Source organism: Algibacter sp. Ld11 (assembly GCF_045066735.1).
In the GTDB taxonomy this organism is placed as follows: domain Bacteria; phylum Bacteroidota; class Bacteroidia; order Flavobacteriales; family Flavobacteriaceae; genus Algibacter.
The window spans coordinates 16,390-40,397 of sequence record NZ_JBISHH010000002.1 but is presented as its reverse complement, the minus strand read 5'-3'; the positions used below and the strand labels follow the sequence as shown (position 1 = coordinate 40,397).

General features: G+C 34.3%; 11 protein-coding genes. 2 read left to right on the top strand and 9 right to left on the bottom strand.

All coding sequences use genetic code 11. The annotated features are described in order from the left end of the window. Window positions 1-10: 10 nt before the first annotated feature. Entirely contained in the window at window positions 11-3,283 is a 3,273-nt protein-coding gene (locus ACJJV4_RS00100; protein WP_405290874.1) for a family 78 glycoside hydrolase catalytic domain, read from the bottom strand. 235 nt (window positions 3,284-3,518) lie between these two features. Here ACJJV4_RS00100 and ACJJV4_RS00095 point away from each other — a divergent pair, with 235 nt between their 5' ends. After that, window positions 3,519-4,403 (top strand): AraC family transcriptional regulator, encoded by an 885-nt coding sequence (locus ACJJV4_RS00095; RefSeq protein ID WP_405290872.1) that lies wholly within the window; start codon window positions 3,519-3,521, stop codon window positions 4,401-4,403. Window positions 4,404-4,468: 65 nt separating this feature from the next. On the opposite strand, the gene ACJJV4_RS00090 is transcribed toward ACJJV4_RS00095, so the two are convergent. The 3 genes from ACJJV4_RS00090 to ACJJV4_RS00080 all read right to left on the bottom strand — a co-directional run bounded on the left by ACJJV4_RS00090 (window position 4,469) and on the right by ACJJV4_RS00080 (window position 12,291). Then, on the bottom strand, window positions 4,469-6,385 hold the full coding sequence (locus tag ACJJV4_RS00090; RefSeq protein WP_405290870.1) for a hypothetical protein: 1,917 nt from the start codon (window positions 6,383-6,385) through the stop codon (window positions 4,469-4,471). A gap of 157 nt (window positions 6,386-6,542) precedes the next feature. Further along, the gene (locus tag ACJJV4_RS00085; protein WP_405290868.1) at window positions 6,543-8,504 is read right to left on the bottom strand and encodes a T9SS type A sorting domain-containing protein; all 1,962 of its coding nucleotides are present in this window, start codon (window positions 8,502-8,504) and stop codon (window positions 6,543-6,545) included. 331 nt (window positions 8,505-8,835) lie between these two features. Next, window positions 8,836-12,291, bottom strand: coding sequence for a glycosyl hydrolase (locus ACJJV4_RS00080; protein WP_405290866.1), 3,456 nt, complete (start codon window positions 12,289-12,291; stop codon window positions 8,836-8,838). Between the two features lie 214 nt (window positions 12,292-12,505). On the opposite strand from ACJJV4_RS00080, the gene ACJJV4_RS00075 reads away from it, so the two are divergent. Continuing rightward, on the top strand, window positions 12,506-13,450 hold the full coding sequence (locus tag ACJJV4_RS00075; protein ID WP_405290864.1) for a hypothetical protein: 945 nt from the start codon (window positions 12,506-12,508) through the stop codon (window positions 13,448-13,450). A gap of 440 nt (window positions 13,451-13,890) precedes the next feature. On the opposite strand, the gene ACJJV4_RS00070 is transcribed toward ACJJV4_RS00075, so the two are convergent. From ACJJV4_RS00070 to ACJJV4_RS00050, 5 genes are all read right to left on the bottom strand, one after another. Continuing rightward, on the bottom strand, window positions 13,891-15,633 hold the full coding sequence (locus ACJJV4_RS00070; protein WP_405290862.1) for a sulfatase: 1,743 nt from the start codon (window positions 15,631-15,633) through the stop codon (window positions 13,891-13,893). A gap of 232 nt (window positions 15,634-15,865) precedes the next feature. After that, window positions 15,866-16,993, bottom strand: a complete 1,128-nt coding sequence (locus ACJJV4_RS00065; RefSeq protein WP_405290860.1) for a glycoside hydrolase family 105 protein — start codon at window positions 16,991-16,993, stop codon at window positions 15,866-15,868. 4 nt (window positions 16,994-16,997) lie between these two features. Then, on the bottom strand, window positions 16,998-19,268 hold the full coding sequence (locus ACJJV4_RS00060) for a glycoside hydrolase family 3 N-terminal domain-containing protein (RefSeq protein ID WP_405290858.1): 2,271 nt from the start codon (window positions 19,266-19,268) through the stop codon (window positions 16,998-17,000). Window positions 19,269-19,297: 29 nt separating this feature from the next. Next, a complete protein-coding gene (locus ACJJV4_RS00055; protein ID WP_405290856.1) occupies window positions 19,298-20,284 on the bottom strand; it encodes a Gfo/Idh/MocA family protein in 987 nt (328 codons plus the stop codon). 112 nt (window positions 20,285-20,396) lie between these two features. Next, window positions 20,397-23,924 (bottom strand): sulfatase-like hydrolase/transferase, encoded by a 3,528-nt coding sequence (locus ACJJV4_RS00050; protein ID WP_405290854.1) that lies wholly within the window; start codon window positions 23,922-23,924, stop codon window positions 20,397-20,399. Between the last annotated feature and the right edge of the window lie 84 nt (window positions 23,925-24,008).

Below are 24,008 nucleotides of genomic sequence, written 5' to 3'. Positions count from 1 at the left end.
CACAGGGTTCTTATTCAACATTATATATTTTAATTTCTGAAATCATTGGTTTTGTCTTTGATTTTAATATCTGAAATCTAATTTTTGATGTAGTCACAACCTTGAAACTATGATTCTTATTAGCTCCACAAGCTGTATCATTTACAATAGTTTTCCAATTACCATTTTCTAAATATTGAATGGTATAATTTGAAATATTATTTCCAACCTCATCAACAATCACTTTGTTAAAGGTTTGCGGTTTAAACCACTCTATTTCTATCCATTCATTTGATGCAGAACTTGCTTTCCAATGTGTTTCTTGATTTTCATCGTTAGCACGAAAAGCTTCAAAAACAGGTAATTTTTCAGATTGAATAGTCATGGAAGAAGCATTCATTCTTCCTATAGTCGCTAAATTATCAGATTCCACAATTGGGTCTGGATAAGTTACTTTTGGTAATGTAGATACTTTAAAATCATAAACCCCAGAGCCAACTTCATATATAATATAACTACCAACAGCATCACTTTTTTCAGTTCCAATATATGTAATGCCTTCTGAGTTTCCTGCTACACTTTCGCCTTCAAAAACAGCTTCTTTTTTAGTTGCAGGAATATATATTTTTGCTGATGTATTAACTGGAACTTCAATATGAAATGTGGCACTTTCTGATATTTTTTCCCAATTAGAAATAATTTTGCCATACATAGATTTATACTCTGTATTGACAAAAGTTAAATCTCCAACAGGTGCTGGTTTAACCATAAAGTGTTGCATGCCTTGTTTATCATTATCTGGACGAATACCTGCAAATCCTTTTATAAAATAGCCACCAATACCCGTATAGCAAGTATGTATTTGGCTATTCCCAATGGCAGACCAACGCTCAGGCCACACCGTTTTACCTTGCTCTATAAAATATCCATAACTTGGGTGGCGTTTGTCTTTCAACAATTCATAAATCAAATCCATACGTTCGCCTGATTCTGTAAAATATCGCGTGTATAATGCCTGTCCAGAACTCCCTGTATCGTAATACGGAAATTTATACAGCACTTGGTCTATCAAATTATTGTACACTTTTTCTTTTTCGGAATTTGGAGTAACGCCAGAGAGTAAGGCAAACGCTTGATTTACCTGATGCCCCAAACCATATTTGCCGGTTTCTGAATTATAGATATTTGTATGGGTTGCTTTACGTTGTACCTCTAATCGTTTTTTATAAATTTCTGCATCTTCTTGTTTATTTAAAGCTTCTGCTATGTGTAATGCATTTTCAAGCATAAAGGCATACACACAATTGTTAAAGTGTGCCGATTCTGGCGAATTACTTGAGGTCCAAAAATTTCCTCTTGGTGTACACCAATCGCCTAAACCTGGAAATTCTAAGGAACCTCGTGTGCCGATTTTAAGTCCTCCTCCTGTATCGTAATCAGAGTGTTCATAGAGCCATTGCATCCATTTTTGCAGTGTTGGATAATGGTTTTCTAGCAGTTTTTTATCACCTAGCATTCGGTAAGTTTCCCAAATGGTAATTGGGCTGTTTGCCATCCACATTAAAAACTCAAAATCATCGCCATTAATAACAGCTCGCATTTTACCATCATCAGCTTGGGCATCTTGCATAAATTGGGCGTATTGCGCCATATAAGCTCCACTTTCAAAATTTGGTAAAGCATCTCCATACATGGCAGCTACAGTAACTTCTCCCCAACCACGGCGTTCGCGGTGCGGACAATCTACTAAAATACCATCAATAGTATTAGCGATGTACGTATTTAAATTAACTTGGTAGATTTGATTTAGTAGTTCGCTTGAACTTTTGAATTTACTAATTTGTTTTCGGTTATTAGTAATCACATAACCTTTAATATCTTTTAAATCTGGTTTGTAATTAATACCTTCAATAGTTACCCAACGTCCTCCTGCCAAGTTGAAACGATTGGTAAAATGTCCTGTTCCTGTTTTATCAAAAACATATTTACTCCGTTGATCCCAAGATGATTTTACAACTTTTCTATCTGCAATTTTAAACGTCACGGTATCGCCTGCTTTACCATTAAAAAGATTCATTTCAAAAAAACCCGTGTAGTTTTCTCCCATATCAATCACATAGTTTCCTTCCTCATCTTTTTGAACACCTATGGGTTTTACTCCTTTATACTTTACTTGTGGCTCAACCATTTGAGCGCTTAAAGTTGCCGTAATTTTACTTGTTGGTGGGTTTGCATCTGTACTGGGTACCACAATGGCACCTTTAGGACCTAAATCAACGTTGGCAATACCAACTTCTTCGGCTTTGTTATTATTAAAAACTACTGGGTTTTGCCAGTTAGAGTCATTATATCCAACCGTATTCCAATCGTCTTCACGTAAACGTTCGTCTATAATTTCGCCTCCAAAATCTTTAATATCCCAGCGTCCAACATAAGCACTGTAACTCTTTTTACATTTCCAAGATGCATCAGTATTTAGTACTACATTTTTATTCCCAAGGTTAATATCGGCTTGGGCTTTAAATACAAAAGGCGCATCGTAATAAGCTTTTACTCTTCCCCAACGCGACCATCCAGCCGCATGCCAAATACCAATTACATTATCCCCTTTTTTAAGATGTTTTTTAATATCGTAAGTTAAATAAGGTAACCGCTTTTTTACGAATGAATACACAGGATTCATAACCGCGTTACTTACTTTTTGTCCATTGACATATACTTCGTGATACCCAAAAGATGCGACATAAATAAATGCTGATTGCGGATTTTCTTCTAGCTTAAAGTTTTTTCTATACCAATTATGATCTTTTTTATTTTGATTTTTTTTGTAAATCCACTCGGCTTTCCAATCGTCTTGTTGTAATAAACCCATTGAAAAGCGTGCCATTTTGCTCCAAGTAGAAACATTATTTGCAACATCCCATACTTTTACTTTCCAGAAATATTGCTTTGCAGACTCCAAACTACTACCATTAAATTTCACATTAACAGATTGATTCGAGCTTATTTTTCCAGAATCCCAGACATCTCCAAAATTATTATCTAAATGCTTTAAGTTACTGGCTACCAAAATTTGATAAGCAGTTTGTTTTTGTCCTCTGGTTTGGTTTTTATCAACAAGATTCCAACTAAACCTTGGGGCAGTGTTATCTATTCCTAATGGGTTTGTTCGGTATTCTAATTTTAAATCTACTAATTCCAGAGAGGGAACTGATTTACAGGCTAAAAAGCTAGTGCATAGTGCCATTGTAAAAAAAGCAAAAAGATACTTTAGTGATGTGGTGTAGTTTAGTTGAATTTTCATTTTTAAATAGAAAAAGTTGTTTTTTTACTAACAAAAAATACATGTTAGTTTTTAAAAGTGCCCCATATACTTTTTTTAATCGTTTTAAAGATATTTCTAAGATCTTGATTTATCATCCTGTAATATCATGTATTGGATAAAGTAAATTTTTGACATAAAATTTCACTTCATAAATTTCGTAATTATTAATGCATTTATCTATTAACATTTTGATATATTAGTAGCACAAAATGATATGAAAAATAAATACCGAAAATACCTAATTACCTCTAAAAAAGATAAGTCTTGGGGATTTCACATAAATAACTTAGGACGAAATGTTATTAAAAAACATACCAAATATCCATCCATGGACCACCCTGACCAGTATATTTTTACTTGGGAAAAAGGACGTGTTTTAAATGAATTCCACATTGTTTTTATAACTAAGGGAACGGGGGTTTTTGAAAGCCACGCCACTGGAGAAATAAAAGTGTCTGATGGCGATATTTTTTTATTATTTCCGGGAGTTTGGCATCGCTACAAACCCCAAAAAAGTACAGGTTGGACAGAACGTTGGATTGGTTTTTCTGGTCCAATTGCTAATCAATTTTTATCGAATGGTTTTTTCAATTCTGAAGAACCTATTATTTCTAAATGCAATACACCAGATGTTTTAAATTATTTTAATACACTTTTTAAGTTGTTTGATGAAGCGAGTTATGGCTATCAACACATTGCTTCTGGAGTTTGCATTCAGCTCATGGCAGAACTTCATAATATTAAAAGTGGAGGAAGTGATTTAGACAATTTAAATTCCATGGTTTCTCGTGCAAAAAGCATAATGTATAAGAACATAAACAGTTCTATTAATCTTATTGAAATAGCTTCGGATTTGGGAGTAAGTTATTCTAAATTCCGAATAGATTTTAAGAAACAAACCGGAGTTTCTCCGTTACAATACTATTTACTTTTAAAAATTGAAAAGTCTAAAGAGTTACTACTAAACTCTAGTAAATCTCAAAAAGAAATTGCTTTCGAATTGGGTTTTGAGTCTGAAGTGTATTTCAATAGATTGTTTAAAATAAAAACAGGATGGGCTCCCGGTAAATTTAGGAACTTAAGTAAGGACCTCTTGTAATTTATTGACATTTTAATTGAAAAAAAAGTAGGGAATCATTTAAAATATCACTACCTAACAAGTTGTTAACTTACTGTTATAGATAACTCTATCGTTTTACTCTCTTCTTCAAAAAACACTTCTAAAGGCAAGGCTTCAACCCCTGGCACCATATTAAAAGTACGTTTTCCTTCAATCTCCTTAATCTTTATAGGCCCACTAGCTTTTATAGCAACTAACCCTTCAGGTTTTTGGATGGTAATTTCGTTTTCACTAAGATTTGCAACCACTTCACTGGAAGGCGAAATAATAGGTAATACAAAAGCTGTTTGAGCTTTAACATCTTGTTTTGTGGCTACTTTAATTTCTGTTTTATTGGTAGAACAGATGTAAGCAATATTGAATGCAGACGCGGTTCCTGTAACTTCCTCTCTATCTACATTTTTAAGTTTTACATCGGCCAACAACTCTATAGTTTCATTTTCATCTTTGCTTTTTACTGTAGCTGGTAAATCGTATAAATTCGTATACCAAACATCGTCTTTAAAGGTCTCTATTCGTGGCGTTAAACAAATATCCTTACCTGGTTGAGGCTGTTGATTATTCTTTTCAACTAAATGATACTCTGCCATACTTGCTGCACATAAAAGCCCTACTTTATTATGAAATAAAACGCCTAAAGCACCACCTGAGGCTTGACGAAAATCGTATTTATAGTGATATTCAGCATCGTAAGCACTTACTGTGCCTCTCCAATCGCCTCTTGCAAAAAGATACACATCTAAATCTTTAAAGTGTTTTACTCCGTCTGCAATAGTTCTTGGTAAAGCTTCCTTTTTATTGATTTCTGGTAAATGCTCCCAATGGTCTAACAAAGCTGCTAAAGGTTTTGCGTGTGTAAATGTATGGTGCACACAAGGTGGAATTCCTGCCTCAATAAACCCAGGACCTCCATGAATTAATCCATCGGCAGTACAACGTTGTAACAATTCTGTGTTTTTTACCGCTGCTGTTCCAAAAGCAGGATTGATGTGTGCCATCATTCCGAATGCGGGTTGGCTACCATCACAGGTGCGACTTCCCCAATAACTCCATTTGTACATGCGGTTACCCCAACTGTTATCCCATGCACCATCTGGCAACATAAATTCTAAATGACTATTTAATGATTTTGTTAAGATTTGCAGCAGCTCTTCATCTTTTTCCTTGAGCGCATACATGACTAAACTATTCAAAGTTTCTTCTACATTATATCCTAAATCGACACCGTGTAAGCCTTTTTCACTTAACTTACTTGAGCTTTTTTTACATTCTCCGAATAGTAACCCTTCATTTTCTGTAAAATATGATTTTACTTGAGACGCTAATGTTTTACTCTTCGCTTTAAAATCGTCTCTATTTAAAACATTACCAATTAAATTTAACCCATAAACAGCTGTACCTGGATAATTAATATTAGTAAAGTCTATGGTAAATGTATCGTAAATATACTGTCCTGCTTTTTCCAAACGAACTGTCCATGCTTTGCGAGTTCCTTCATCTAAAACATGTCCGTGATAATGCAAAGCTTCTGCTAAAGCAATCGCTCCAAAAACGGTAATTCCTTTCCAAGATTTTGGATTTTTTATAACAGTCCAAGCTCCATTTTCTTGTGATACATTATTCTCTGCCCAAGTCATGACTAACTTAGCACCATCTATATATTTATCATCGCCCGTTAGGTCTGCCATATATAAAAATGGATATACGGCATCCATACATCGTCCGTGAATATGAGAACAAGAAGGACAACCTAATGCACCATGTTCGTCTAAATTTGAAGGATTATTGATTTGTACTTTTAACATACCATCACTCCAATCTTTTAATAATTCAGAAATTAAGTTTTTAAATTCGATGGAATGTTCTGGGTGACTTACGCAGGAGTTAAGAAATCCTGATATTGGTAATGACAAGCCAACACCAGCCAAAGTCGATAATTGTATAAAGTTGCGACGTTTCATTTATATATTAATATTTTGATACACGTTGAAATTAAGAAGACCATCTTAATTAACTATCCTGTTTTATCCTGTTTTATCCTGTTTTATCCTGTTTTTTATAAAATATAAAAGCCAGAGACACATTACTCTGACTTTTATATAATTGAATATAAATATTTTATTTGATAACCAGTTTTGTATGATAAACGTTATTATTACCTGCTATGGCTTTTACCAAATAAACACCTGATTTAAAATTAACACTTTCAACCTCCAAATTACTTCCATTTAACTCACTTTGATAAACGAGTTTACCTAAAACGTTGTAAATTTCTACACCTTTTAAATTGCTTATATTTTTAAATGCAATTGTAAACCTGTCGTGAGCAGGATTTGGGTATATTTTTACTGAAGCAGTTTTTAGTTCAGCTTCTAAAAGACTTAAAGTTGTAGATTCTAAAATCCATTTACTTCTATCATCTGTATTAGCAGAATGCACCATACTATCATCTACAGCATGGTATAAATATTTACCTAGATTACGGGTCTCGAAACTATAGCTCCCATCGCCATTATCAATAATAGTCCACATCTTATCATTATCCTCTCTTGGTGGCGAAAAATTTGTACTAACTAAATCTGAAGAGCCTGTAAATCTTATAATACCCCTAACTTGGCTATCAATATTATAATAACTAGTTCCAGGAACACTTACAAATTGCCATTCTTTATCTGAACCATCTCTAGAATCACTAGCTATAATTGTAGAACCTGATGACATTAAATACTTGCCTGTTTCGACATTTTTTAATTTATAAAAACCTGCTGGTATATCATCACCTGAATCCGCAACTTCTTCCTTCTGGTAAGTTGTATTAGCCCATCTTATTTGTGCTCTACCTCCTCTAACTCTATAGGCACCATATCTAATACCAGATTCAAGCCCTCTGTCTGGATCAGGAATATTATAATTAAAAGCTTCTCCTCCAATTACAGCATCGCAATAATGAATTTTTTTTGTAGAATCACTTGGATCTTCTCTAAAACCTACCTCTAACTCAAAATCAACTTCTTCATTTTTATTAACTCGCTTTAGAAAAACAACTTCTCTTCCGCTGCCTTCTCCTCCACGTTCTAAGATACGCTCGGCGTAAATATCAAACGCCACTTGCTTGTCTGCATTAATACCTTCACCATAAACAGGATGTGCTCTATATAGACAAATAGCAGGATCATTAGAGCCTCCACCTCCTGAATGTTTCCCTTTAGCTTGTGCTAAATAAGTTCCATTTTGGCCAAAAGAACCTCCATCGCCCACTTCTAGTATTCTAACAACCCCTGTGAATCTTGCAAAACTCCCAACACCAGTTTCTCCTGATCTTGATAAAGAACGCTCTATTCTTGGTTGCAACGTTGCTCCATCCCAATGATTAGAACCATCAGTAATGTTATAAACGCCCCAAGTTTTTCCATAAACGGTACTTTCTGAATAATCTGAATAGCAACTTCTGTCATCAGCAGTTCCAACGTTAACAGGGTTTGATATATCTACATTTCTTGTACTATTGTTTTCGAATTCACCAGAAGCTGGACAAGTTAGATCTGAACTTGTATCTTCATCTGGTGCTATCTCTACCGGAACTTCTACAAAAGGTACAAGTTCCCAATTACTTCTATCATCTGTATCTGAAACTACAACATGTGTTACAGTTCCATTTGCATCATGATACATAAATCGCCCACTTGTTCCTGATTGAAATCTGTATGTATCATCTGTTAGGTTATGCTGTATTGTCCATACTTTATCACCATCCGTTGCTGGCGAGGCTTTTGTTGTACTAACAACTACATAAGCTCCTCCTGGACCACCACTGCCAGGAGCACGTAGTATTCCTAAAACTTCACTATCAATATTATAAAATGCACCACTTTCCACAAAGGTAAAACGTGAGTTTTCCGAATCACCAGCTGTCATGGTAACTGCCGTTGCACTCGTTCCTGTATCTGTTAAGAATTGTCCTGTTTCCACATTTCTGAATCTAAAAATGTCATCAGAAGGTGGAGCGTCTTGCGCTGTTATGCCATGTGAGCATAATATCAAGACGAGAAATAATAAGGATTTATAAGTAATTTTTTTCATAGTTATTTTTAGTTTCGTAGTAAAATTTATTTTTTTATAAAAATCACTTAATAAAAATACTATGAGTTTACTTTATAAGTATCCTGACCTATCCTGTCTTTTGTATAAAATAACTGTTATCTCGTTTAAATCAACAAATTTTAATACTAACAGTATTTTTTGGTATCAATTCAATGAGTTGCCCAAAAGAAACCGGACTTTAACTACTAAACCTCTTATTATTGAAGATTTTAAACATAATCTTAAAACCTTAAATGCAACACAAGGATAAAGCTGCGAATAGTTAATTAACGTCAAATACTATAGTTTTTTAATATAGTTAATTTTTAAACTATTTATAGTTTTTTAAAACTACCGGTCCAATTAGACCTGAATTTTCTAATTCAGTTTCATCCTTTTTTGGCGGACTTGTAGTCCATGTTTTCTTTTGATTTTTTGATCTTTGATTATCAAAAATGAGTTGATTTCGCCAAGTGTTAGTGACTTTAATTTCAAGATTATTTTCACCTTTTATTGCAAATTCAGAAATATCAAACTCAAAAGGAGGAGCCCATTTTACGCCTACTTTTTTTCCATTACACCAAAGTTCTGCAATGTTGGATACTTCTCCCAAATTCAAAACTGTTTGAGTTACCAACTCATCTATATTAATTTTTTTTGAATAAGTAGTTGTTCCAGAATAATGCTTTACAGCATCATTTGATAGTTTAGTTAATGATTTTAATTCTGAAATGGTAATAGATTCTGGTGTGTCCCAACCTACATCAAAAGATAATTTCCAATCATTTTGAAGTGATTTTTCTTCAATAGAAATAACTTTTGTAATTACTTTTCCATTCTTGTAAAAACTATATTCTCCAGAACTAGAAGCAATAAATTTGTTGCCTTTCCAAGACAGTTTTGGATAATTTTCAGAATTATAAATGTTATACCAACCGCTTTCAGAATTCAAAATCACGACATTATTATGCACTATTTTTGAAGCGTAAGATTGTTTATCGCTTTTTGAAAACACAATAATGGCACTACCGCTTGATGGTAATGATAACCCCACATTTGTTCTATTATGTTCTCTACTCCAAATCTTAACCTCCTGTTGTTCTCCAGTAAATGCATCCCAAATTTGAGGCGAAACATTATTGACTCTAAAACTTAAAGACACATCAACTGGGTTTTCTTCTTTAGAAGCCACAAAATAAATATCAGCATCATCTGTTTTTCTATGAATCCAATTAATTTCTAATCCTTCAGGAACGATTACATCTTGGGTAATTCTTTCTTCTTGTAAAACAGCATCTAATGTTTTTCCCCAATATACTTTCCCTTTACCAACTTGTTTTACACCACTTTTTGAAGTGCCCCACAATTCATCTGAAATAGTTTTTAGTGCTTCCAAATCCTTTTCATCATCCATTAAACTTGGTGAATCTATTGGTTTATCTCCCAAAATCACAGCGCCATTAAAGACCAATTCTTTTAGTTTTTTAGCTGTGGATAATAACATACTTTCAGAATCTCTTAATGTTATAATTCTATAGTCGCCTCCATTTTGCACATGAAGTTTACCATTTTTTACACTTAATTTTTCTTGTAATATTTCAGCATTCAAATAATCGAATCTGTATCCTTTTGGAAAATAATCTAAATCGAACGGCGGGCGCTCATAATGATCTCCATAATACCTTAGCACATCTGCCACATATTCGCCTTGTTGCAAAACGTATTGGTTTCTCGCCAAATAATCAGTCCAATCTTTCATGTATTTCCACCAGGTTTGCTGACGCACTAGCGGAAAACCAATATTGCCACCAAAGCTAGAGCCTGGATAAACATTTGTTTGAGGCGTATGCGAAAACGTATGAAACACTAAATGATTCACGCCTTTAGCAAAATTATAATCGATTAAATATTTAACAGAAAATGGATGCTCGTTCCATTTTACACCAACCTGAGTACAAGCTTCTGCAGCTAATACCGGTTTATTATATAAATGCACCGTCGATGCTGCATTATAAATTGGTTTTGCATATTCGTTTTGATTTGATGGTGCTCTAGGGTACCAAAACTCTGTCATTGGAATATCGCTAACCCCATAATAGCGCATAGGGTCTATTGGTAATACTTCACCTCCTGCACCTTCAGTATACACTTCGGCCCCCATATCATGGGCTACAGTTGCAAAATGCTTGAAGAAATTATCAATAAATACTTCATCCATGGTATGCCTTAAATCTCTCAAAAATTTAGTGGTTACTTCTGGGCTTTCAACAATATAACCCATAGTAGCAGGTAGATAGGTTTTCATACTATAGCCTCTTCGAGTTTCAAATTCAGTAAACATATCTTCGGAATTCATTGTCCATGTAGGCACGTGACTTTCCCAACTATCAATTAACAAACCGTGCAACTTACCGTCGCCAATTGGACCGCCAGGTTTTATTAAATTTCCAATCATACCATTTCTTAAATGGTTTTCTATGGCCACTTTATCTAATTTACTCGATTCCCAACCTGTAGCTTCAGGTACTGCTGGTTTATTGGTTAATCGCATATTAATATGACCAAAACGTACAACTGTCCAATTGCCCTCAGGTACATCCCAAGTTAATTTACCTTCAAGATTCATTTTGTCTGAAAGGTTGATAATTTTATCGAATGGAATTATAGTATTTTCAGCATAATCATATTGTACTTCTTTTTCAAGACGTCTTAATACTTTAGCCGCTTTTGCCTCATGATTGTGTAGCTTGGGTTTTGAACTTAAACGAATAAATTCTGGGGCCATGGTATGTTCACCTCCAAAGGTAAAAACAAAGGTATTTGATGTTGTTTCTGGAATAGCTAGCGTTACATGTTTCCGTCTATCATTCCAATTAGCATCTGGTAAATGCACTGTTGTAATTTCTTTTAATTGATTATCAAGTAGTGCTTCTACCTTAATATTTATATCCATTTTTGGATATTCTGTACCCATAATCATGTGGCGCGATTGCGGAAAGGTAATTGTGCGCAATGTTACTAGGTTATCAAAGTTCGTTTTTACCCAAGTATTTTTATTTTTTACTTTTGAAATACCTGTTGCTCTATAATCTTTTAAAGCCTTATTTAGTCGTGTTGTTTTCCGAGTAACTATAATTTTTGAATTAGGATTAAAGATATCTTTCCATGGAACAATATTATTATTTGTTTCAATTTTTGAAGGATTAAAGAGATCTAAATCATCCCCTTCTGGAGTTGGAAAAGCCAATACTTGAATATCTTTATAATTGTAGTCGGGTGTTTTGTAAAGACTATCTAATTTTAGAGTTTCATTAAAAGTTTTTCCACCTGAAACCCTGTAAACTGACTCTACAACTTCGCGTTGTGCTTCTTCGGCTGGTACCCATGGCCCACCTGTCATAGACCAACCTGGGCAATTCTGCATGGTGAATTTTAAACCTAAGCGCTTCGACTCATCTGCTGCATGACGAATCATATCTTCCCATTCGGGCGATAGAATTTTAATTGGTTTTACATCAGGATATAATCTTCCAGCTTTATTAAACAAATGTATGCCTTGCAAACCCGCAGATTTTATAGCCTCTAAATCTAGGGTTAAACCTACTTTAGAAATATTATTTCCGTTAAGGTGAAACCATGTTTCTGGGTAATAATCGATTGATGGAGATTTGAAGTTTTCTGATAATTCATCCAGACTTAATTTGGGTGAATCCTGCATGCCTTCATTTGTCTTTGATTGGCAACTCAAAATTATAAATATGATAAAAACGGTTAAAAGTTGACGCATTATTATTAGGGTTTAATTTCTTAAAAAAACCACATTTTCATTGAGAATCCATCCTGCTGTATCATGTTAATAATATTTAAAAACCTATTCAATTTTACGCATTTTTAGATATTCACTCAAAAATTAAAAAAAAGGAATATTTTTAAACAGGACAGTACAGGATGAAAATATTAGTAACATAAAATAATTTTACAATAAAATACCATTATACATTATGAAAAAACCAAACTTTACTTACAAATTAGTATCACTAAGTGCATTAATTATTTTTGTTACATTCTTTTCATGCACCAAAGACGGACTAGGATACTCTGAAGATATATTGATTTATAAAACCCCAGTTCCTGAAACTGCCCCAGATACAGACCCGACTGTTGTAGCTGCTGATGAAGATACAAGTACAGATTTAGCTTGTCCAGCTTCTGGTGAATTCGAAAACAACAGCACCAGAAATGTTGATATACCAAACCCTAATAATGTAGGTGAGGTTGATGATAGAAGTTGCTATTCCGATTACTCAGAAAGCATTATTGATGGCACTACTTGGGGAGTATATAATATAACGGATGGGTCTAACCATTGGGATACAGCAGGTACCTTACAGCCTAGAATAGAACGCTCATTACCTATTGCTAATTCTAACGTAGGATCACTTGTTAAATTTACAGGAGAATTTAGAATTCTTGAAGTAGGCGATGCTGATTCTGATAGCCAAAGTGGAACATACATTTCACAAGCCAAAGGGCAACATACTGGTGGTGGTGGTTCTCCTGACCCAGCAATTTGTCTGTATTTAGCTAAGCCAGTATATGGTACAGGTATAAATGCAGACAAGCAAGTTGCTTTCGATATTTATGCCGAACGTATACTAGAACGTGGTGGATCTGGAAGTGGTAGAGAAGTCGTGTTACTAAAAAGAGTTAATAAAAATGAAATAACTTCTTTTGACCTAGAAGTTGGTTTTAAAGCAGACCCTACCGATTCCACAAAAAAAATACACTATTGTAATGCTATAATTGGTGGTGAAGCATTTAATTGGAATATTCCTGATCCTGAAAGAGGGACGCAATCGAAAATTAGATATGGTGCCTACAGAGTTAAAGGTGGAAGAGCGCAAATTAGATGGGCTAACACTGCGCATGAAATAGTTGAAAAATAAGTTGAGTTTTATCTTATCCTAAAAACACTTAATATTCTTTATATAAAGTAATTTACATTTTAAAAGAAACATAGATTCATTAAAGAATTTATAAGTAACACCTTGAAAAACTAAATTAGTTTAATTTTTCAAGGTGTATTTTTATACAGCATTTTATATTTATTCCATTAAGCTTTTAAACCTAATTAATTCAAACACCGACTCATTTAGCTCTTTTTACATATCTATTTACCCCTAATTTTGTTATAATTATTTTTTTCTAAATAAATGTTATTTTACCCTATATTACTGAAATTGAAATATAATTTAATTGACACTATATTTTGAAGTAAATTAGTAAGAATACAGATGTTGATAAGATTTTTTGTTGCTTGTTTATTCGCTTTCAAACAAAAAAACTCAAATTATATAGCTTATAATAAAAAGAAAACAAACACTCCCTAATTAAACGTAACGGTTTTACTTGGCAAAAACCCTAAACGATGTGATTGCACCATTAGTTTAGCTCCTTCTGGCAGCTCGATAGGGCTTTTATATATGTTCCATGACAATGGAGTCTTTTCGCTCTTAGCGACAACCTTATAAGCTATTGAAGCACCTTCTGTTTCACAAGTTATTTTCACTTTTCCATTTTCAGAAATGATATCTGGAATGGCTGTTTTAGGCTGGCTATCGCTACCTGCCCATAGACGGTCTACTAGTTTTCTTTCGTTAAGGTTTGGGGTGTCTCCAATTTCGGTTAGCCATCTGTCCATTTCTGAGCTTAACTCAATTAGTTTGTCTTTATATTCAGGGGTATAGGCAAGATTATTTAACTCAAAAGGATCGGCTATACAATCGAAAAGCTCTTCTTTTGGTTTAGATTCTCGAAACCATTGCATTTGATTAGCATTTAATTCTCCCTCTCCTTTTAGCCTTAATAACTCTTGCATGCTTGGTATCTTCTCTCGGTAAGCGACTGGTAAATAATAGCCTTGCTTTGGCCTGTAATTTCGAATATACTTATATCGCTTATCTCTTACAGCTCTAATAGCGTCGGTAAACCCGTCGAATCTGTCGGCTGCTCCATAAATATATTCTCGCTTGTCTGCTTTGTATTCTCCTAAAAATGACTGCCCTTGCATATAAGACTGAGGTGCTTCTCCAATTAGAGATAGTAAAGTTGGAGCAAAATCGACAAAACTAATTAACTGATTGTCTTTTGTTCCTGCTTTCATGCTTTTTGGAAAACGAATAATTAAAGGCGTGTTTAAACCCGAATCGTAAATTAATCGTTTTTCTCTTGGTAATGGCCCGCCGTGGTCTCCATAGAAAAAGATAATGGTATTTTCTAATAAACCATCATCTTCTAATTGTTTTAAAACAGCGCCCACTTGACGATCCATTTCTCCAATATTATTGTACAATTTCCACATATCGCGACGTGTTGCTTCGGTGTCTAGCAAATATGGTGGAATATTAAAGTCTGTATCTTTTGAAAGGTGCACAGGCGTATCTTCTTCTGCCATCCTATTTTTGGCATGCGAAGCTCCAAAATTTTTCCATTTATAGTTTCGGTCTCCCGAGTGGTAATGTCTTGCTTCTATTTCTCTAAATCCGTAAGGCTCAAACAATCCCGACTCATGGGTTTCTGTAAAATTAAATACTGAAAAAAATGGCTGATTTGCCGCTCTATCTCTCCAATGTGCGTAAGGACTACTTTCATCCCATGCTGTTTTGGGAGCTTTAAATTGATAATCTTCTTTATAATTATTAGAGCAATAGTAACCTTGCATACGTAGTAACTCACTTATCATTTTAACTTCTGCAGGTGGTACGGCTTCATATTTTGGCACGCCTATTTCGTCATTATAAGAATTGGTACGCATATGGTTCGCACCAATACTGGAAGGGTACATTCCTGTTGCTATGGCAGCCCGACTTGGTGCACAAACTCCAGAAGTTGAATAAAGATTTGGATATATTACACCTTGACTTGCTAATTTACTTAAGTTAGGAGTTACCACCGTAGAATCACCAAATGGTGGAATATAGGCTCCCATATCTTCGGTTACTAGCCAAAGTATATTTGGCCTATTTGAAAACTCTAAATTAGTTGCGACTTCTTTTTTAGTTTTCTTATTTTTATTTTGGCAACTTGTAATGCCTAAACAAATTAGTACTAATAGTTTAAATAATTTCATTTGTGTGTTTTTTAACTTGTTTACGGTTTAAATTGAAAGAAAACAGCTTATTTTACATATAATGAAAGCCCTTAAAAAAACCTTGATATTTAGTACTAAAAGTAAGTTAGCAAACTAGCCTGCGTTAGGGATTGTAGAGGAAAGCCCAAAGCCTGACGAAGGAAGTGCGAGGACTTGGAACGTAAAGCCCGACCCCGCAAAAAAGCGGGGTAACGCCCAAAATATCTATTTTTTACTTTAATTTTAAAACCTCGCTACCTGCCATTAAAAAGGCTCCTGTCCCAAAATTTTGCCAAGAATCTGCAGATGCTGGTTCTGGGAAAGCTCCAATGTTTTGCACCCATCCTACACGACCATCTTCATGCTGACATTTTGCAATGGCATTCCAAGCTTTTTTAACTGCCGGAGTATGTTTCTTATCTATAAATCCGTTATTAATACCCCAAGCAAGAGCAAATGTATAAAAGCCGCTTCCGCTAACTTCACCGTGGTTGTAGCTTTCTGGGCATAATAAACTTGTTCTCCATAAGCCATCTTCTGGTTGAAGCTCTAATATTCTAGAAGCCATATCTTTGTAAAGGTTTTCATAAAAAGGACGATGTTTAAAATCTTTTGGTAAATCATCTAAAATTAATGCTAAACCTGCAATTACCCATCCGTTACCTCTAGACCAGAACACTTTTTTTCCATTAGGTTCTTTTGTATCCTTATCGTTTCCTTCCCAAACAAAACGCATATCTCTTGCAAATAAGCGCTCTTCTTCATCATACAATTGGTTATATGTTTGCATATAAAACTTATGCATATCGTCTAAATACTTAGGTTGATTAGTATGTTTTGCATATAAATTAAGTACAGGAGGCGCCATAAATAAAGCATCGCACCACCACCATAAAATAGTTCTTCCTTCTTTACTTTTATCTGTTCCTGATTTCCAACGATGGTCCTCATATAAATGCGCATCTAAAAACTTTTTTGTAGGCTCCAGATCAACAAAATTCTTACGACCTCCGTTACCATCAATATAAAGATAGCTATACGAAATAGCCACGTCATCAGCATGATATAATCGTTTATAGGTTTGCCAATTATTCCAATAGCCTTGATTTTTTAAGGCTGCCATATACATCATATCTTTTGTAGCTTTATGTGCTCTAGCAACACCTGTATAATAGGCACCAGCTGTCCAATCGGTAGGAGCAATGGCAAATATAGGGTGCGCTTCTTGCCACTCTAAAGCTTTTATCATAGAGACTTTAATTTCTGAATTATCTAAAGCTTGTTGAGCAACTGTTTTTTGAGAAACAGAACAGCTAAAAAGCGTTAAAAACACTAAAAGGTGTAATACGGGTTTGTTCATTTGTCTATTTTTTTAGTTTGAATGTTGTTTCCAAATACTCTTGAGAAGAGGTTCCTACTTTCACGGTATAATCTCCTGGCTCTAATACTTTTTTCATTTTAAGACCTGTAAATTCAAGCATTTTTGGGGTGATTTTAAAAGTAACTGTTTTGTTTTCGCCTGGATTTAATTCTATCTTTTCAAAACCTTTAAGTTCTTTATCTGGTCTGGTTACCGAACCTATTTCATCCTTAATATACATTTGAACAACTTCTTTAGCCTTAACAGCCCCAGTATTAGTTACCTTAACACTAACCTCAATTTCAGTATTTGGTGTTAGTTCTGTATTGGATATTTTAATATCTGAATATTTAAAATTAGCATAACTTAAACCGTAACCAAAAGGATAAATTGGACCATCTTCTAAGAACAAGTATCCTTTTTTATAATTAATCTCTTTCATACTGTAATGAAACGGTATTTGCCCAATAGATCTTGGCACGGTAACTGGTAATTTTCCTGAAGGAGATACTTCTCCAAAAATAATTTTAGCGGTAGATTGGTCTCCAAATTCACTTAAATCCCAAGTATCCAAAATAGCATCGGCTTGTTCTGCTATTGTATTTATAGATAAGGTTCTACGGTGTTTTAAAACCACAATTACAGGTTTACCAAGTGCTTTAATTTTTTCAATGAGTTCGTCCTGAGGACCTACAGGATCAATAGTAGCTCTATCTCCCAAAGCATGCGTAAAAAATGCTTCCTTTGAAGTAAACTCATCGCCTCCCAAAAATAAAATACTTAAATCGGCACTTTTTGCCGTATTTACCAATTTATCAATTGCATTTTTGTCTCTTTCTAATAATTTAGGAGCTCCACCTGTTTCATCGGTTAAATGAAAACCCTTTTCTGCTACATACGTTATACTATTTCCTGTAACCGACTCGAACAATGCTTTTGTGTTTTCTTTTACTAATGGCCCTAACAAAGCTATTTTTGTAGACTTACTTTTGTTTAAAGGTAAGGTGTTATTTTGATTTTTGAGAAGAATTATGGATTCTAAATCTGATGTTCTAGCTAATTCTAAAGACGATTTTGAACGTACTCCTTTTTTAGTTTCTTTAAGATCTATATAAGGATTATCAAATAAACCTAAAATGAATTTGGTTCTTAATACACGTCTTACGGAACGGTCGATTAACTTTTCAAGTTCTGGGTTTTTCTTTACCATTTCAGGTAAGTAAGCATAAGAATCTTCGGCATATAAATCGATATCTATTCCTGCCTCTAACCCCATTTGAGCTGCCGCTTCAGGAGATTCGGCAACATTCATAAAATAAAACAAACGTGCAATATCATTAGAATCTGAAACTACATAACCATTAAAGCCCCATTGGTCTCTTAATACACCTGTTAATAATTCCGGATTTCCATGACTGGCAATACCGTTTAAATCGCCATGAGAGGCCATAATACCCAAAGTTTTAGCATCCTTTACGGCTGCTTCAAACGGAGGATAAACCTCGTCTATAAGTGTTCTCGGGGAAATTTCGATAGCTGCAAAATTTGAACCACCTAGTACTTGACCATAACCTGCAAAGTGTTTGGCAACGGCTCCAATATGCGTACCATTTCCTAAACCTTCGTAATTACCTTGAACACCTTTTACAGCACTGGTTACCATTTGAGTGGTAAGGTAAGTATCTTCACCAAAAGCTTCAGACATACGCCCGAAACGTGGATCGCGAACCAAATCGGCCTCCGGCGAATGGCACATATGCATCCCTCTTAATCGAGCTTCTCTACCTACAATATCCCATTGTTTTTGAACCAATTCTGGGTTAAATGAAGCTGCTGATGCGATAGGTCTTCCAAATTTGGTACAGCCTTCTGCATCGACACCGTTATAAGACTCTGTTACAAAAAGCGCAGGAATTCCCCAACGGTTGTTTTCTATAATATATTTTTGAAGTTCGTTATTTAATTTAGCAGCGGTTACTGCATCAACATGTTCGGCAGGGTTTTTAATTCCCGCAATACCAAGTTTTAATTTTTTAATAACCTTATTAGAAAGTTGTAGCTTTCCTTTTTCATCATGTTTCACACCTATATTAGCATGAAAAATACGCATTTGCGCTACCTTTTCTTCTAATGAAAGTTTGGGTAACAGTGCTTCTACTCTTTCTTCTATGGATAATGAAGCATCCTTATAGTCTTTTGACTGCGCTTTTATATCCTGATAAGGAAAAAGCACCGTTATTGCTGTAATTAAAAATGTAAATATTAATTTTTTCATCCTCTTGTTTAAAATTTATCTTATTGTTTCTATTGCTTAGTTTTTAATTTACTTTCAGAAAATACATCCATAATTTGAGTTACAATTGCAGCTTCGTTTACAGTACATGGATTTTGGCTCTTGCCTAAAAAATAACTGACGGTTTTTTTTATCATGGGTTGCTGAACATGTTTTGGGTTTGTAAAAAGAAATTGCTCCTTTTTACCATCCTTAGTTAAAATAATTTCATCGCCATAAAAGGAAAAAGAAATAGTTCCCTTTTCTCCATAAATAGTACAATTATCTTTTTCTTCGGAAGCATTAAAGTTCCATGAACCAGTAAATCTTACGTCGTTTTTAAAAAGTAGACTGCCACTTACTTCTTGATTAGAATCTAAATCATCTTTAAGGTCATCTTTAGTTATCTCGCTCACTTCGCCAAAATAATAACACATTAAATCGATTTGATGTGGCGCTATATCGTGAAAATATCCACCTCCTGAAATTTTTGGATTCGTTCTCCAATTTTCATCAGACTTAGCAATTAAACTGGCATTTTCTTTTTGTTTTATAACAATTTTGGCAGAAGATATCTTACCAATTAAATTAGAATCTAATAAGTATTTTACTTTTAAAAATACTGGTAATGCTCTTCGATAATGTGCAACTGTTACTTTAGTATTACTGCTTTTAACTGCACTTAAAAGTACATCAGCTTCGTGGCTATTAAGTACCATGGGTTTCTCTAGATACACATTTTTTCCTGCTTTTATGCATTGAAGCGCATATTCTAGATGTGATGAAGGTGGTGTAGCTATATATACGGCATTTATGTCTTGGTTTTCTATTAAACTAGTGGCATTGGTGGTCCAGTTACTAACTCCATGTCTTTTAGCAAAATCTTGAACTTTATCTTTATTTCTGCGCATAACTCCAACTAAATTAGAGTTATCAACTTTATAAAATGCAGGCCCACTTTTAACTTCTGCAACATCGCCGCAGCCTATAATTCCCCAATTAACACTTTTGTTTATCATTTTTAAGAAAACTTAATAGATTTTCTATTAGCATATTATGTTACAGAACCGTATCCAATTCTTTTTTGCTTCTTTTTAGATATCCACAAAACGTTTGCTTTTTTTTTTAAACCTAAAATGAATTAATCTTAAGTTGGATAGTATGTTTACCAGGAGACAAGCGAATGCTTTCGAAAGCAGAAGGCACTTTTTTTCCATTATGTATTAAATCTTTACCATCTAAGTCGTTTAAAGAAAATTCGGCTACCATGTTTCCAGGTATCTCAATTTCGTAAGTTTGTAATCTTGCGCCATTGTACTTGTATTTTCCTGTTATAGTACCTCTAACCGTTGGAACTTCTATGGTGCTCGATTTTAATTTACTCATTTGAGGTTTTATGGTAGCTATACCAAACCCTGGTGTTTTTGGTTTAATACCCCATAATCCACGTGGAATAACATTTGCAGGTACTGCTCCCCAAGCGTGATTCCAATCTAAATTATTTTTATACTTGTTATCCCAAGCTTCTAAAGTAATAGTTGAACCTATTTTAATCATATTATACCAACTTCTATCGGAAGTATCAGTTAATAAATCTAAGGCATAATCTGCTTCGCCAGCATTGTATAAACCATCCATTAAAAATTGTGCCCCATAAACACTACAAGCCAATCCTCTTGATTTTACATAGTTAACAACAGATTCATAATGTTCTTCTGGCACTAATCCGAATGCTAGAGGCATCATATTAGCGTGCAACGAAGCATGATCCGTTCCAATACCATCTACATATACACCACGTGTAGCATCAAACATTTGTTCGTTTACTGCTTTTTTAGCTTTTGCTGCTCTGTACTCAAAATCTAAAGCTTCTTGAGTTTTACCTAAGATTTTAGCAAACTCTGCCATTATTTTCATATTCTCATAAAAGAACGCGTTAATTACCGTGCTGTAAGGTTTAAAAACAAACCCATCGCGTTCTCCTTTAGTTTTACTGCCGTTAAAATTGGCTCCTGGCCAATCAACAATATCTGTTAATGGCTTTTTATAGCCATCAGGAAAACCTAATTTTTTCATAAAGGCGGCATCAACTTTAGTAGATGTAATTAAACCATCGTCGTTAGACAATTCATATAACGATTTATGTTTAAGCGCCTCATAATAACGTTCTACTAACTCTGTATTGCCTGTATACATAAAATCGGCATGTATTAACAAAGGCACGTGCTGTTGCCATTCTGTAGGCCACGTAGGCTGTTTCATAAAATACTCAATAGTTCTTCTTGCAATAGCAAACTCTCTATCGGTTGTATAATGACTTAATTGATTTAAATACGCATCGGCCTCGTAAGGTATGCGCTCTCTATCACCATCAACATATAAACCGTTAAAGGTTGTGGCTTTTATTGAGTATTTACATAAATCCCAAACTTGATTTAAGATATTATCATTACTGTTAAAACTACTAGCTTGCTCATCCCAATAGGTATGAAAGGCCAATTGTTCCACATTTTCTGCGGATATAGATTCTTGAGCGCCCTCAATTTCTGCATATCTAAACGGTACAAGTGGAGGAAATCCATCTGGTAATGGTATTGCTTTATTTGGTCTTGTATTTCTTTCGTCTGTTTGAACCTTTATTTGATATTTAGTTTGCCCAGGCGTTACGTTAACTTTTAGTTCTTGGTAACGAATATTACTTTTCTTTGGTGGTGTCCGGTTAACATTCCCTTTATCATCGACCATTTCTCCTACTCTAACGGTAAGTGTATGTGATGTTTTGGCATGGTATGTAAAGTCCATGGTTGCGAAGGCTGCTTTACCAAAATCTATAAAGTAAGAGCTACCCCTTTTTTCAAAAATTGTTGGCTTCACTTTAGTTGTTACAAATTTATTTTCGGTTGAAATGATGTAGCTATCGCTTTTTCCTGTTGTAAACTTTTGCGATTCAGAATAATCGACTAATCTATTTTCTTCATCCCAAATTCTTACTTTCCAATAGTACGTCTGTGCTACTTGAAGCGGCGTTCCTTTATATTCTACATTTGTTGATTCTAAAGAACGTACTTCTCCACTATCCCAAATATTCCCGTTATTATTATTGATATCTTTTTCATTTGAAGCTACCAAAATTTGATAAGCGCTTTGAAATTTAGATCCTAATGGTACCGTCCAACCAAATTCTGGCTTTAAATCGAAAATTTTAACATCTTCGCTTGGTTCTCTAATTAATTCAACTGTTAAATCTGATGGTGCTTCTCTGTAGGCATTACTTTTTTCTTTTATTAAAGCATCAAGCTTAGCACGAAGTTTTTCTGCTACTTCTTTGTATTTTTTCTTCCCAATTAAATTTTTAACCTCTTTAGGGTCCTTCTTTAAATTGTAAAGTTCTTCTATAGATTTATCGTTTACATATCTAAAATATTTCCATTCTTCCGTTCGCACGCCTTCACTTGGAGGTATTTCACTAAAATTCCAAATATGTTCTATTAAAATAGTATCTCTTGCTATAGTAGTAGCCTCTTGCTTTACAATTGGCAATAAACTTTTTCCTTGCCAAGTATCTGGGGCTTTTACGCCAGCTAAATCAACAATAGTTTGGGGTACATCAATATTTAACACCATATCATCAACATCTTGATGCTTATTAACTCTTGGATCGAAAACAATTAATGGTACCCGAATAGAGTTCTCGTACATAAGCCATTTACCAGCTAGTTTACGTTCGCCTAAGAAATACCCATTATCTCCCATGACTATAATTACTGTATTCTTTTCTAGACCTTTTTCTTGTAATTTTTTACGGATTTTAGCTATTTCTAAGTCTATTCCAGAAATCATTCTGTAATAACCTTTTAAACTATGTTGGTATTTTTCTGGAGTATCATAACGCCATGTCCAACGTAACCAATTAAACCCATCTCTAACAATTTTAGGTTGAGCATTAAAATATTTATCGTCTCCTAATTCTGGCTCAGGAATGGTTGTATCTGTCAATAAATTATCTGTAGTGTTTTGCCAGAAATATTGTTCTGGCGCTCCATCGTGCGCATGTGGTGCACTAAAGCTTAATGATAAACAAAAAGGTTTTTCATTTTTGGCGTTTTTGTCTATAAAATCTATGGCTTGTTGCCCTGTATAACGTGTTAAATGCACGGTATCATTATCTATGGTTTTATAGTAATACCCTCTTCTGTCTTTATACCTATTATTTCTATCGTATGATTCGTATTCATCAAATTGTTTGTCAAGATCATTATATCTTACACCATATTTACCATAAAACCCTGTATAGTATCCATTATTTTTTAAAACCGTTGGGTATGAACTAGCCATATACTCATCACGGATATTACCAGTTTGAAAGTTATAATTGTGAGCACGTTCTTGAAGCCCTGTTAAAATACTAGCTCTACTTGCTGCACAAATAGGGGTTGTAACTATTGCTGTATTAAAGTAGGTTCCCGATTTTGCTAAATCGTCCATTTGTGGTGTTTGAACATATTTATTTCCTACATAACCAATAGCATCAAAACGCTGATCGTCTGTTAAAATGAAGATGATATTTGGCTTTTCACTATTATTTTTTTGTTGTGCATTGGTTATTTTTAAACCACCAATTACACTTAATAGGACTAATAAAATACTACTTTTAAACATATATGGATTACTTAATTATTTAACTTAAATGAGTGGGTTTTTACACCAAACTTGGAGTCTTTAAAATTAAAGGATTCATAACAG

What these genes read in the sequence shown, in the direction of transcription:
- ACJJV4_RS00100 (WP_405290874.1), bottom strand. Translation starts at nt 3,283, where the DNA reads ATGAAAATTCAACTAAACTACACCACATCACTAAAGTATCTTTTTGCT.
- ACJJV4_RS00080 (WP_405290866.1), bottom strand. Translation starts at nt 12,291, where the DNA reads ATGCGTCAACTTTTAACCGTTTTTATCATATTTATAATTTTGAGTTGC.
- ACJJV4_RS00055 (WP_405290856.1), bottom strand. Translation starts at nt 20,284, where the DNA reads ATGATAAACAAAAGTGTTAATTGGGGAATTATAGGCTGCGGCGATGTT.
- ACJJV4_RS00070 (WP_405290862.1), bottom strand. Translation starts at nt 15,633, where the DNA reads ATGAAATTATTTAAACTATTAGTACTAATTTGTTTAGGCATTACAAGT.
- ACJJV4_RS00095 (WP_405290872.1), top strand. Translation starts at nt 3,519, where the DNA reads ATGAAAAATAAATACCGAAAATACCTAATTACCTCTAAAAAAGATAAG.
- ACJJV4_RS00050 (WP_405290854.1), bottom strand. Translation starts at nt 23,924, where the DNA reads ATGTTTAAAAGTAGTATTTTATTAGTCCTATTAAGTGTAATTGGTGGT.
- ACJJV4_RS00090 (WP_405290870.1), bottom strand. Translation starts at nt 6,385, where the DNA reads ATGAAACGTCGCAACTTTATACAATTATCGACTTTGGCTGGTGTTGGC.
- ACJJV4_RS00065 (WP_405290860.1), bottom strand. Translation starts at nt 16,993, where the DNA reads ATGAACAAACCCGTATTACACCTTTTAGTGTTTTTAACGCTTTTTAGC.
- ACJJV4_RS00085 (WP_405290868.1), bottom strand. Translation starts at nt 8,504, where the DNA reads ATGAAAAAAATTACTTATAAATCCTTATTATTTCTCGTCTTGATATTA.
- ACJJV4_RS00075 (WP_405290864.1), top strand. Translation starts at nt 12,506, where the DNA reads ATGAAAAAACCAAACTTTACTTACAAATTAGTATCACTAAGTGCATTA.
- ACJJV4_RS00060 (WP_405290858.1), bottom strand. Translation starts at nt 19,268, where the DNA reads ATGAAAAAATTAATATTTACATTTTTAATTACAGCAATAACGGTGCTT.